Raw genomic sequence first — 12029 nt, forward strand, 5'->3', positions numbered from 1 at the left:
CAGCGCCCTGCGCGTCCATACGGCTGAAGTCGGTCCTGTAGCCCTCGATTCTGTCGAACCGGGCGCCTTTGGCGGTCGAGTCGGCCAGGGAAGCACGCACAAGCGTTGCCTTCTCAAGATTTGCCGCACGGAGATTGGTGTTCCTGAGGTCGGTCGAAGTGAAATCAACACCGAACAGGTTCGCCCCGCTCAGGTCCTGTCCGTCTAGGATGAGAAGCTTCTTGTCACACTCTTGCCAATTGACGCCAGGCGTCGCGGCGGCGTCGCAATTTTGAGCGGCAGCGGCGTTCTGCCAAGCAAACACAGTGCAAACCGCTAGAACCAAGCCGGATGTGCCGTAAGCTCTGGTTCGCCTCAAAGTCATTGTTGCTGGACCTCTGCTACTCGCCGACACTCACCCTTACCACATCTGCTGACACTCGAGCCACGGTGACCACATGGCTGTGCTCGCGGCGCAGTGGGTCAAGCCTGGCGTGAAGCTCCGCGTCAAACAGCTTCGCGGCGAATTCTAGGCGGCCAGCTTACATTAGCCAGAGTGAACAGAACGTGATTACGGGCCAGGCCTTCACACCTTCGCCTTGCACCAGCCCGCCCACCTAGCATGCCCCGCCATCGCGAACGGCCCAGCACGGGCGAAAGACAAGCTCCTTCCTGGCGCTGCGCCGCGTGCAGTCGGAACAAATGGGATCGACGCCGGTTAACAATCGAAGGGACCGCAAACGAAGCGGTATGATGATGATTGATATTTTTAGCTTCGAACTGGCCAATGCCAGGCTGCGCGTTAAACGGGCCGAGCGCTCGCTGAAGCGTGCGAATGAACTGTTGTTGAACGATGGCTGTGTCGCCGTCAATCTCGCGTTGTGCGACCGCATACGGTCTGAGCAAAAACGCGTGATTGAGGCCCGGGAACGCATGACGAAGATCGATCGGAAGAATTGACCCATGATGCTCGCGACCCTCCACCTTGAAACTGCGAGATACGGCGACGAATATCGCGTCGCAAGGCTCGCGCTGCTGAGGCAGCAAATGATACGGCACATCAAGCGCACAGACGCCTCGGCGCAGAAAGTCGAACAATCGCTGGCAAGATTGGCCGAAGCAAACACGCTCGGGGACCGGCTCGCGCAACAGTAGGTCCGCGCGCTCTACCGTCGTTTGACGATGACCCCGTCATGCTGCGTCGCCAACAACAAGGCTGCATCAACGTCGCACCTGCGCTCGCTGGGCGTCGCGCCCCAAAAGCACAAGGCAGTCGTTTCGGCGAAGATCCAAGAAGTGTCGATATTTTCACCTTCCTGGGGACGCAGGCACAACGCCAAAATGAAGGCCGCGATAAGCAGCATGGCAGGCAGAGGGGCGCGCGAAGGCTACTGAGCGGCTTTCATCTCCCCGCACTCTTGCCTCAGATCAGCCTACAACCAATCGGCCCGCGCTTCACCAGAAGCACGGGCATTGATAGGCTCGGCACTATCGCCGCCCCGTCTACCGCGGGACCGCTGGTATTCCCGAGACTGAGCGCTCTGTTTCGCCGGAGAAAACCACGAAGGCAAAGATCAGCACGGCGGCAGCGACAATCATTGAGCCGGTGGCGACGATCGGCTCGAGCGCCGGATTTCCCTGCAGCATCAGGTAAAGCGCCGGCAGCATCACGACCAGGCCGAGATTGTACACGCCGTAGTGGATCATCGCCGTCCTGCGGGCAGCCTTCGCCGGGTTCAGCGCATAATAGCCGCCGAATATTGCACTGGTGACCCATCCCAGCAGGTTGATGTGCGCGTGAGCCGGAAACGCGCCGTGATCGCCTGAAATTGCCATCTGCAGGCCAGCTGCAATTCCCAGAATAAGAAAGACGATGGCTGTCTTGAAAAAAAGCTCCGAAACCTTAGGCATATCATTCCCCCAAACCCGTTTTGCCGCCGCATCATGCCCTGGTTCCGGCGATCTTGCCAAGGGGACCGTCGGGCCTGCGGCACCATTTGTCGCCGGCTTGACGGCCCGTCGGCAGCCGGCCGCCGGGCCTGGCCGGTTGCGAGTCCAGCCGGCAAAAAATATGCGCTCACCCTAATTTAATTGCAATATCACCCGCCAGGCTTCCATGTCGTTCTCCCTAAGGAAGTCCTGCACAATCGTGGTGCCATACGCGCCAAAGGCCTGCCCGTCAGTGTTCCAGCAAGGCCTCGCCGAACTTCTCCCACAGCTGTGCGCAATCTGTAGCTCTGAGGCCGGGGGTTCCGAGTGGGCCATATCTGATGACGGCGGCGTGAACATCATAGCCAACGATGGGTGCATTGGCGACAAAGTGGATAGCCTCGCCCAATCGGCGAGAGCCCATTGGCGCATCGGTTTTGTTGGTGATGTCGAAGACACCACGAATGTCTGCTTCCTGGTTCCTGGCTGCCAACGCAGCCGCCATTGCCCTTTCGTGCATCATCGAATCTCTCCGATCGGTCTAAGTCTAAGAACCGCGGCTTGTGCCGGTCCGGCAACTGGCAACCGGCAAATCGAAGTGCCTTTTGCAGCATCTCGATTGGCTCTTGCTGCGAGCCACTCCGCCCGCTGCCGCGGCAAGCCGATAAGGCAACTGCCAGCGAAATCCGCAGGCACGTCCACGGTCGCATCAAACACGGCCCACGTGCCAGTCGGCTCCTGAACGGGCAAAAACCTCATAACAGCGCCTGCTAATATACTATGCCGACTGTGAGGACGAGACTTTTTCCTGCATCCACTAAACGAATGAGAGATGGTGTCGAAGTGCCGGGCGACGCTCGTCGAAAACAATCGTCTGCGACATCGCCAGGATCGGAGATGGGCCTGAGCCGGCCGCATTTTGGGAGTCGCCGCAAGGGACAAGCACAAGACGCAGCACACAAACGCGGCCAAATGTTTATCCAGAATCGCGATTTCGTTGCGGATAGATGGTCTCGCCGCGCTTCAGCATCGCCACGAACGCCGCGATCTTCTTCTTGCGCCCGGCTTCGGTCTTCATGTTGTGGATGCGGAAGGCGAGCGCGAAGCGGTTTTGCCCGCTGAGCTTTGCCAGCATCTCTTTCGCCCTGGGCTCGGCGTCTATTGCCGCCTGGAGGTCGTCGGGGATCTTCATCTCCTTGCCGCTCTTGTAGGCGCGCGCCCAGCGGCCGTCGGCCTTGGCCGCATCGACCTGCCTCAGCCCGTGCTCGGTCATCCGGCCCTCCTCGATCAGCCGGGCGACATTGTCGACATTGATCTGGCTCCAGGTGCTCTTCTTGCCGCGGGGGGTGTAGCGCTGCAGATAGCTTTTGCCGTCGAACGCCTTGCGCACCGCGTCGATCCAGCCCCAGCACAACGCCACGTCGATGGCTTGCTTCGGCGTGATCGACGGCAGCCCCGAATCGAGCTTATGGATCTTGATCCAGACTTCGTCCTCGCTGTCGTGATGCTCGCCAAGCCAGGCATGGAAGCTTTCGGCATCCCTGAACTCGCGCACATTGGCGGGGTCGACCTTCACGGGCGCCATCAGCTGGTCCGCCCATGACGCGAGCGCGTAACGACGCCAAACCGCTTGCCGGCCGCGCGCGCGCTCATCTCAGCTCCGAGTCCGCAATCCGCAGGCCTGGTGATTCTCGTTTCGGCGGCAGCATGATGTTATCGAATGTCTGCGTGAACATCGCCGCCGCAAAGAAAGCGTCTCTTCGGTGGCGTGGGTGTTGCCAGCCGAGCCGCTTGCCGGGCTCGATCTCGTAGACAATGACCGAGGACTGGGTAGTGCCCTGCCCGCCGCAAACCGCGAAAGCGCCGGCCATTTGACCGACGGATCGTCCTCTGCCCAAACCGGCGAACGTTCGAGCCTGTCGGATGCGAGACTGCTGTCATGGCTTCGTTCCTCTCAGCGAATTGCGAACACGAATCTAGATGATTTTTCTGGTCCGCGTCAGCAAAACTGGCTGCTGACCGTTCCCTCGCCCATTGCGCGTCGACGGCGCCTACCCGATCCGGCCGGCTGCAACCCTGGCTCCGGCAGCGCAAGGAGCTGGCCCACGAGCTGAACTACACCGGCGATATGAACGACACTGTAACGATGAATCTGTGGCTGCACGACGCACTGATGAAAAAGCTGGCCGAGAATGGCGGCAAGCTTCCGAGCGACCTAGCCGCCTAGAGTCACAAGACAAGCAATTCCAGGAAAACGTGTGAACGGTTTTCCGTCCGGAATTGCGTCAAACAAAAAAGGACAGACCGGCTCGGCGTTTCCGTGAAACGACGAACCGTCCTGGTCCTGCCCGCACCGTGGTTCTTGCTGCGCCAACTTCGGCCGCAACCGAGCAGACCACGATGCCAAGCGTCAGACCGCCAGGTAAATAAAATTGAGACCCGTCCCGACCGTCAGGATCGGTGTTTGGCGAGGTGGCATGCCACAAAAAGCGCTTGCCGCCTCGCACCCGGATTGCCTCACGCAAAGCGCCGATTTCGGTCGCTGCCCACGCGCTGGTAGGACCACCATTTTGCTGGCGAAACGCGACGTTCGGCGTATCATTCTCCCCGGAGAGAGTTCATGGTGGGAGGAAGCCAATGAACGTGGTGCAGAGGGTGACTGTCGCCGACTTGACGGCCCAAGAGCTTGTTTCATCTGCGCTTTCACGGTTCGGTGCCGGCGACACCATATCGACGAGGGCGATGCTGGACATCGTTCGCAGGACGGCCCCGGCCTGCGGCAACAGTGACGACGATCTGGTCGAGCTTATCGTCATGACGGCCGTTGGTAGGACCATGGGCGTCGTGTTCGACCATCGGTCCCAATAAAATAATCTGGAACGAACATCAGGCTGCGCCAGGAGCAGTGGCGGGCGGTTGGCAGCGCCAAAGAGGCCAGCCTGTTTGTGCATGAAGGCCGTCCTGGCACCAAGCCCTTGCTTTGAACAAAACCGCTGCTCATGCCGGGTCATGCCCGAAGGCGGTAATTGAGCGACACGCTCGAAGGAACTCGCTGAAATCTTGCCCGTTATGCTCTCGTCGAGATGAGGAGAGCTGCCATGGCCGACGACAAAACCAAGACCGACAGTCGCGACCGCTCACGAGTGGCGGGCGGCGAAGACTACGAGGTACGTCACTTCGCCGAGGAAGCGGGCATCACCCCGGATCAGGCACGCACGCTGATCAAGCGCCACGGCACCGACCGCAAGGTGCTGAACGAAATCGCCGAAAGCATAAGAGCGTCGTAATGGCTGACAAGAAAACCGCAATGGCCGACCGCAAGACGCGCGATGCGGATGAAAAGGAAGCGCTGCGCCTGGCCGAAACCACCGACGTTTCGCCGAAGCAGGCGAAGGATCTGATGCGCAAGCACGGCAAGGACAGCCAGAAGGTCGAGAAGGAAGCCAAGAACTTCAAGGCCGAGGGCTGAGCCGCCGAGTCGGTCGGACGGGCGGTACAGGGGTGTGGCTGCAATCCTGCAGCTTATCGGTTTTCTAACAAATTCGGCCTATCCCTTCCGCTATCGCGGCTCAGGGATGCCATATGCGCGGGATATCTGGTGAGGCGAAGCCGTCGATAGGCGATATACGGCATGTGAGGTTGGTATTTTGCCTGCTGGCGGCGGTCGTGATAGCGGCGGCGCTCCTCGCCTTTGCCACGTCCCTCCTGCAGGATCCTGATAGCTGGTGGCACATCAAGGTCGGCATGGATATGCTGGCAAGCCGCACATTCCCCACCGTCGACGTCTACTCCTACACTTTTGCCGGCCAGCCATGGATCGCTAAGGAATGGCTTAGTCAGCTTCTCCTTGCAATTGCCTTTGAAGCCGGCGGCTGGAACGGCGTGGTGCTGCTGGCGACTGCAGTAATCGCGCTCACGATCTTCTTGACGTCGTGGTATCTCAGCGCGTGGTTGAAGCCGACGCTGGCGATAGGACTGACGCTGGTTCTCGCGCTTTTGATCGGGCCAATCTATGTCGCCCGGCCGCACATCTTTACCTTGCCCATCATCGTCATCTGGACCGCCGGTCTTTTCCAGGCCGCACGCAACGAGAAAGCGCCGCCTTTGTGGCTGCTGACGCTGCTTTGCCTGTGGACCAATCTCCATGCCACCTTCACCTTCGGTTTCGTCATCGCCGCCTTCGCCGGCCTCGATCTCGTCATGCGCACGCGCTTGTCGAACCCCCGGCTGCTGGCCAAGTGGATCGCTTTCGGGCTGCTTTGCCCGCTGGTCAGCCTGTTCAATCCCTATGGCGTCAAGGCCATACTCGCCACGTTCACGGTGGCCTATGGCAATGAGGCGGTGCCTTACATTGCGGAGTGGCAACCCTTCGACGCCTCGCGGCACACCCTCCAGGAGGTGGCCCTGCTGGTGGCGTTTTTCGGGCTGCTCGTGTCGAGATTGCGCATTGGCTGGGCCAAGGCGCTGTTCCTTGTCTTCACGCTGCACGCCTATCTCACCCACATACGGTTCATGTACTTGTTCTTTCTTCTTGTCCCGGTGGTCCTTGCCGTGGAGGTCGCGCAACAATATCCAGCGCTTTCAACCGAGAAATGGGCGGCGGAAAAGCGCGACGGACTTGAACAATTTTTCGCACGGCAATTTTCCAGGATTTGCGCTGGACTTGCCGTTTTGCTGGTTTTGGCGGCTGCCGCCTTCACGACCTATCCGGTCGCGCCGAGCCAGAAGACCTCGGCCAGGGACGCACTGGCCTTCGCCCAATCCCATAATCTGTCGGGCAATCTGCTGAACTCCTACGATTTCGGCGGTACGCTGATCTTCCATGGCATCAGGACGTTTATCGACGGCCGCGCGGATCAGCTCTTCCTGAATGGCTTTACGGAAACGGATGAGCAGACTGGGCACAGCCGGGGCAAGCCGATCCTGAAAGCCCAACTCGAGAAATATACGATAGGCTGGGCATTGTTGACTGCCGACGACAGCCGCATTCCGTTCTTCGACGAACTGGGCTGGAAGCGGGCCTATGCGGACGATTACGCGGTGATCTACACCCGCGCGGACTGAGCCCCGGCAGCTTCGCGCGCCGGTGTGCACATCCCTCCTGAGCTGTGGCCAGCGCCGAGGCGGCGAAATCCTTATGGGATTTTGATTTCTTTGCTCCGCGTCCCGTCTCGACCCTTTATGGCACTTTGATCCATATTCGCCGAAGCGATGTTTCCGGCCGCTGATATGATGCGGCGACCGATTTTGGTAGTTTGGTAAAGTAAACAATAAATACAACATAAGGAAAATGCGCGGTGGACATAGTTGTTGTCGCGATTGGAATCACGTTCTTTGCTCTATGCTTTGGCTACATCAAAGCCTGCGACAAGCTGTAAGTTTAGGGGATCGCAACATGCTTTTCGACTATATCCTCGGCGGCGCCGTGACCTTGTTTCTTCTCGCCTACCTGACATACGCCCTCGTTCGCCCGGAACGCTTCTGATCTCCGCTGGCAAGGAGCCAACCCATGACGATCAACGGATGGCTGCAGATCCTCGTCTATTGCGGGATCGTCGCTCTGCTGGCCAAGCCGCTCGGCGGCTACATGTATCGCGTTTTCAGCGGCGAGCGCATATTCCTGTCGTCAATTCTGGCCCCGCTCGAGCGCGGACTCTACCGCATATCAGGGACCAGCGAGCGCGAGGAGCAGCACTGGACCTCCTATGCGGCGGCCCTGCTGTTCTTTAACCTGGCCGGCTTCCTGGTGCTCTATGTGCTGCAACGGCTGCAAGGCGGCCTGCCCTACAATCCGGCCGGCATGACCGCCGTCGAACCTGGGCTGGCCTTCAACACCGCCGCCAGCTTCATGACCAACACCAACTGGCAGAACTACGGCGGCGAAAGCACGATGTCCTATCTCGTGCAGATGGCCGGCTTGACCGTGCAGAATTTTCTGTCGGCGGCGACCGGCATCGCCATTGCGGTCGCATTGATCCGCGGCTTTGCCAGGGCCTCAGGCAAATCGATCGGCAATTTCTGGGTCGATATGACCCGCTGCACGCTCTATCTGCTTTTGCCGTTCTGCATCGTCCTGACTCTGGTCTATGTCTATCTCGGCATGCCGCAGACGCTCGCTGCCTACGTCAACGCGACGACGCTCGAAGGTGCGCAGCAGACCATCGCAGTCGGGCCTGTCGCTTCGCAGATCGCTATCAAAATGCTTGGCACCAATGGCGGCGGCTTCTTCAACGCCAATGCAGCGCATCCCTTCGAAAATCCCGATGCAATTTCCAACCTGATCCAGATGGTGACGATCTTCGCCCTCGGCGCGGCGTTGACCAATGTCTTCGGCCGCATGGTAGGCAACCAGCGCCAGGGCTGGGCAATTCTGTCGGCTATGGGCGTGCTGTTCATCGCCGGCGTTGCCGTCTGCTACTGGGCGGAAGCCGCAGGCAATCCGCTGGTCCATGCGCTGGGCGTCGACGGCGGCAACATGGAGGGCAAGGAGAGCCGTTTCGGCATCGCTCTGTCGGCGCTGTTTGCCGTCATCACCACCGCCGCGTCCTGCGGCGCGGTCAACGCCATGCATGACAGCTTCACCGCACTCGGCGGCATGATCCCCATCATCAATATGCAGCTCGGCGAGGTCATTGTCGGCGGCGTCGGCGCGGGCTTCTACGGTATCCTGATGTTCATCGTCATTGCCGTTTTCGTCGCCGGGCTGATGGTCGGACGCACGCCCGAATATCTCGGCAAGAAGATCGAGGCCAAGGAGGTCAAGATGGCTATGCTGGCCGTGCTCTGCCTGCCGCTTGCAATGCTGATCTTCACCGCTATCGCGGTGGTGCTGCCGACCGGCGTTGCTTCCATCGCCAATGCCGGCCCGCACGGCTTCTCCGAGGTTCTCTATGCCTACACCTCGGCCGCGGCGAACAATGGCTCCGCCTTTGGCGGCCTCAGCGGCAACACGCCCTGGTACAACGTAACGCTCGGCATCGGCATGCTGATGGGCCGGTTCCTGGTCATTATTCCGGCGTTGGCGATTGCTGGCTCGCTAGTTGCGAAGAAGACCGTCCCTGCCTCCGCCGGCACCTTCCCGACGGACGGTCCGCTGTTCGTCGGCCTGCTGGCCGGTGTCATCCTGATCGTCGGCGGCCTGACCTTCTTCCCGGCCCTGGCGGTCGGACCGATCGTCGAGCACCTGGCGATGATTCACGGTCAGACATTCTGAAACGGCCATGCCCTGGTTCAAGATCATACCTCGGAAGGTCCGGCATCGCCCCGAGCCGGAGGGGGAGAAAACGCCCCCTCCTTTCCCGACGCTGTCCACATTCCTCGCTATTGCGGCAGCCTTGATCATGATCTGGCTGCTGGCTTACGGGCCGCCGCACCTTCGTTCGGCACACGATCGACCGGTCAACAAAATCGACACTGGAGCTACCAAATGAGCCCGTCGAAATCCGTGAGCATCATGGATACCCGCATTCTGTGGCCCGCTATCGGCGGTTCCTTCAGAAAACTGAACCCGCGCACCTTGATGCGAAACCCGGTGATGTTTGTCGTCGCCGTCGTCTCGGCGCTCACCACCGTGCTGTTCGTCAAGGATCTCGCTACCAGCGGCGGCGATCTTGGCTTCACGCTGCAGATCATCATTTGGCTGTGGTTCACCGTGCTCTTCGCCAATTTCGCCGAAGCGGTGGCCGAAGGTCGCGGCAAGGCGCAGGCAGACTCGCTGCGCCGGGCGCGAACCGAGACGCAGGCCAAGCTGTTGAACGATGGCGACCGCAGCAAGTTCAAACTGGTGCCCGGCACCAGCCTGAAGGTCGGCGACATCGTGCTTGTCGAAGCCGGCGACATCATCCCCTCGGACGGCGAGGTGGTCGAAGGCGTGGCGTCGGTCAACGAGGCGGCCATCACCGGCGAATCCGCACCGGTCATCCGCGAATCCGGCGGCGACCGTTCGGCGGTGACCGGCGGCACCCAGGTCTTGTCCGACTGGATCCGCGTGCGCATCACCGCGGCTGCCGGCCATACGTTCCTCGACCGCATGATCTCGTTGGTCGAGGGCGCCGAGCGCCAGAAGACACCCAACGAGATCGCGCTCAATATCCTGCTCGTCGGCATGACGCTGATCTTCGTGCTGGCCACGGCGACGATCCCGAGCTTCGCCTCGTATTCGGGCGGTTATATCTCGGTGACGGTGCTGGTCGCCCTGTTCGTTACCCTGATCCCGACCACAATTGGCGCCCTGCTGTCGGCGATCGGCATTGCCGGCATGGACCGCCTGGTGCGCTTCAACGTGCTGGCCATGTCGGGCCGCGCCGTCGAGGCGGCCGGCGATGTCGACACGCTGCTGCTCGACAAGACCGGAACCATCACGCTGGGCAACCGCCAGGCGACGGCATTCCGTCCGGTCAAGGGCGTCACCGAACAGGAACTGGCCGACGCGGCCCAGCTTGCCTCGCTTGCCGACGAAACGCCGGAAGGCCGCTCGATCGTCGTCCTGGAGAAGGAAAAATACGCCATCCGCGCCCGCGACATGGCAAGCCTGCACGCGACTTTCGTGCCCTTCACCGCGCAAACCCGCATGAGCGGCGTCGATCTGGAAGGCTCCTCGGTCCGCAAGGGCGCAGTCGATGCGGTACTTGCCCACGTCAACCTCTCGACGGTTGCCACAGGCCGTACGCGCAACGACACCGTCCGCGACCTTCAGGCGATCGCCGACGAGATTGCCAAATCGGGTGGCACTCCACTCGCGGTCGAGCGCGACGGGCGCCTCCTCGGCGTCGTCCATCTGAAGGACGTCGTCAAGGGCGGCATCGCAGAACGCTTTGCCGAATTGCGCCGCATGGGCATCCGCACGGTGATGATCACCGGCGATAATCCGATGACCGCGGCGGCGATCGCGGCGGAAGCCGGCGTCGACGACTTCCTTGCCCAAGCGACGCCCGAGGACAAGTTGAAGCTGATCCGCGACGAGCAGGCCAAAGGCAAACTTGTCGCGATGTGCGGCGATGGCACTAACGATGCGCCGGCCCTCGCGCAGGCCGATGTCGGCGTTGCCATGAACACCGGCACGGTCGCGGCGCGCGAGGCCGGCAACATGGTCGATCTCGACAGCGATCCGACCAAGCTGATCGAGATCGTCGAAATCGGCAAGGCGCTGCTGATGACGCGTGGCTCGCTGACCACCTTCTCCATCGCCAACGACGTAGCCAAGTATTTTGCCATCATCCCGGCAATATTCGCCGTCTTCTACATCGCCCCGGGCCAAACTGCCGGGCCGCTGCAAGCGCTCAACGTCATGCATCTGGCGACGCCGCAGAGCGCTATCCTCTCGGCCATCATCTTCAACGCGCTGATCATCATCGCGCTGATCCCGCTGTCGCTGAGGGGTGTCAAATACCGCGCGGTCGGCGCCAGTGCGCTGCTCAGCCGCAATCTCATTGTCTATGGCCTCGGCGGCGTCGTCGTCCCCTTCGTCGGCATCAAGGTGATCGACATGGCCATCACCGCTCTCGGTCTCGCCTAAGGAACCACGTCGATGCTCAATCAAATCAGGCCCGCAATCGTCATGATCGTCTTCTTCACCATTCTGACGGGTTTGGTCTATCCGATCGGCATGACCGGCATTGCCCAGGCGCTGTTTTCGCGCCAGGCCAATGGCAGCCTGATCGAGAAGGACGGCAAGCTCGTCGGTTCCGAGCTGATCGGCCAGGCTTTCGAAAGCGACCGCTACTTCCATGGCCGTCTCTCGGCTGCCGGCGACGGCTACAATGCCGCCGCCTCGGGCGGCTCGAATCTCGGCCCGACCAATCCCAAGCTGATCGACCGCATCAAGGTTGACGCCGAAAGGCTGAGGACGGAAAACCCGAACCAGCCGGTACCGATAGATCTGGTCACCACGTCCGGCAGCGGCCTCGATCCGCATATCAGCCCCGACGCGGCCTATTTTCAGGTCGCCAGGGTGGCCAAGGCCAGGGGCGTCGATGAATCCAGGATCAAATCGCTTGTCGACAGCCATGTCGAGGATCGCGAATTGGGATTCATCGGCGAGCCGGTAGTCAATGTGCTGGCCCTCAACCTTGCGCTGGACGATGCGATGAAACGGTAAAGGAACCGGCGCCGGGATCGACACC

At 60.8% G+C, this 12029-nt stretch carries 15 protein-coding genes and 1 pseudogene; 11 read left to right on the plus strand and 5 right to left on the minus strand.

Annotated elements, in window-relative coordinates; all coding sequences use genetic code 11:
- Nucleotides 1-364: pentapeptide repeat-containing protein (locus NKJ84_RS11665; protein ID WP_352506691.1), on the minus strand; the 364-nt coding region annotated here is incomplete at its 3' end.
- A gap of 365 nt (nucleotides 365-729) precedes the next feature.
- Between NKJ84_RS11665 and NKJ84_RS11670 the strand changes: the two genes are divergently transcribed.
- Both NKJ84_RS11670 and NKJ84_RS11675 read left to right on the plus strand, forming a co-directional pair.
- Complete coding sequence (locus tag NKJ84_RS11670) at nucleotides 730-939, plus strand: hypothetical protein (RefSeq protein WP_254816855.1); 210 nt, start codon at nucleotides 730-732, stop codon at nucleotides 937-939.
- A gap of 3 nt (nucleotides 940-942) precedes the next feature.
- Nucleotides 943-1134, plus strand: a complete 192-nt coding sequence (locus NKJ84_RS11675; RefSeq protein WP_254816854.1) for a hypothetical protein — start codon at nucleotides 943-945, stop codon at nucleotides 1132-1134.
- Between the two features lie 348 nt (nucleotides 1135-1482).
- Here the strand turns inward: NKJ84_RS11675 and NKJ84_RS11680 are convergent, their stop codons facing one another.
- The 4 genes from NKJ84_RS11680 to NKJ84_RS11695 form a co-directional block, all read right to left on the minus strand.
- Nucleotides 1483-1890 (minus strand): hypothetical protein, encoded by a 408-nt coding sequence (locus tag NKJ84_RS11680; RefSeq protein WP_352506573.1) that lies wholly within the window; start codon nucleotides 1888-1890, stop codon nucleotides 1483-1485.
- A 268-nt stretch (nucleotides 1891-2158) separates the two neighbouring features.
- Complete coding sequence (locus NKJ84_RS11685) at nucleotides 2159-2413, minus strand: hypothetical protein (protein ID WP_352506574.1); 255 nt, start codon at nucleotides 2411-2413, stop codon at nucleotides 2159-2161.
- Nucleotides 2414-2884: 471 nt separating this feature from the next.
- A complete protein-coding gene (locus NKJ84_RS11690; protein ID WP_352506575.1) occupies nucleotides 2885-3493 on the minus strand; it encodes a YdeI/OmpD-associated family protein in 609 nt (202 codons plus the stop codon).
- Between the two features lie 64 nt (nucleotides 3494-3557).
- Nucleotides 3558-3779: a cupin domain-containing protein gene (locus NKJ84_RS11695; protein WP_352506576.1), complete on the minus strand. Its 222-nt coding sequence runs from the start codon at nucleotides 3777-3779 to the stop codon at nucleotides 3558-3560.
- 209 nt (nucleotides 3780-3988) lie between these two features.
- Here NKJ84_RS11695 and NKJ84_RS11700 point away from each other — a divergent pair.
- The 9 genes and pseudogenes from NKJ84_RS11700 to kdpC form a co-directional block, all read left to right on the plus strand.
- Nucleotides 3989-4135 (plus strand): annotated as a pseudogene (locus NKJ84_RS11700) (DUF3597 family protein); the annotation flags it as partial.
- A 410-nt stretch (nucleotides 4136-4545) separates the two neighbouring features.
- On the plus strand, nucleotides 4546-4776 hold the full coding sequence (locus tag NKJ84_RS11705) for a hypothetical protein (protein WP_254816847.1): 231 nt from the start codon (nucleotides 4546-4548) through the stop codon (nucleotides 4774-4776).
- A 230-nt stretch (nucleotides 4777-5006) separates the two neighbouring features.
- The gene (locus NKJ84_RS11710) at nucleotides 5007-5195 is read left to right on the plus strand and encodes a DUF3606 domain-containing protein (protein ID WP_292657372.1); all 189 of its coding nucleotides are present in this window, start codon (nucleotides 5007-5009) and stop codon (nucleotides 5193-5195) included.
- Nucleotides 5195-5377, plus strand: a complete 183-nt coding sequence (locus NKJ84_RS11715; protein ID WP_352506577.1) for a hypothetical protein — start codon at nucleotides 5195-5197, stop codon at nucleotides 5375-5377. Before NKJ84_RS11710 ends, NKJ84_RS11715 begins: the two co-directional genes overlap by 1 nt.
- A gap of 113 nt (nucleotides 5378-5490) precedes the next feature.
- Complete coding sequence (locus NKJ84_RS11720; protein ID WP_352506578.1) at nucleotides 5491-6972, plus strand: hypothetical protein; 1482 nt, start codon at nucleotides 5491-5493, stop codon at nucleotides 6970-6972.
- A 331-nt stretch (nucleotides 6973-7303) separates the two neighbouring features.
- Nucleotides 7304-7393, plus strand: a complete 90-nt coding sequence (locus NKJ84_RS11725) for a K(+)-transporting ATPase subunit F (RefSeq protein ID WP_023675300.1) — start codon at nucleotides 7304-7306, stop codon at nucleotides 7391-7393.
- Nucleotides 7394-7417: 24 nt separating this feature from the next.
- Nucleotides 7418-9121, plus strand: a complete 1704-nt coding sequence (kdpA, locus tag NKJ84_RS11730; protein ID WP_352506579.1) for a potassium-transporting ATPase subunit KdpA — start codon at nucleotides 7418-7420, stop codon at nucleotides 9119-9121.
- 213 nt (nucleotides 9122-9334) lie between these two features.
- On the plus strand, nucleotides 9335-11422 hold the full coding sequence (kdpB, locus tag NKJ84_RS11735) for a potassium-transporting ATPase subunit KdpB (RefSeq protein WP_352506580.1): 2088 nt from the start codon (nucleotides 9335-9337) through the stop codon (nucleotides 11420-11422).
- Nucleotides 11423-11434: 12 nt separating this feature from the next.
- On the plus strand, nucleotides 11435-12004 hold the full coding sequence (gene kdpC, locus NKJ84_RS11740; RefSeq protein WP_352506581.1) for a potassium-transporting ATPase subunit KdpC: 570 nt from the start codon (nucleotides 11435-11437) through the stop codon (nucleotides 12002-12004).
- Nucleotides 12005-12029 lie beyond the last annotated feature (25 nt).

It is taken from the genome of Mesorhizobium sp. M0048 (genome assembly GCF_040323405.1).
Lineage (GTDB): Bacteria > Pseudomonadota > Alphaproteobacteria > Rhizobiales > Rhizobiaceae > Mesorhizobium.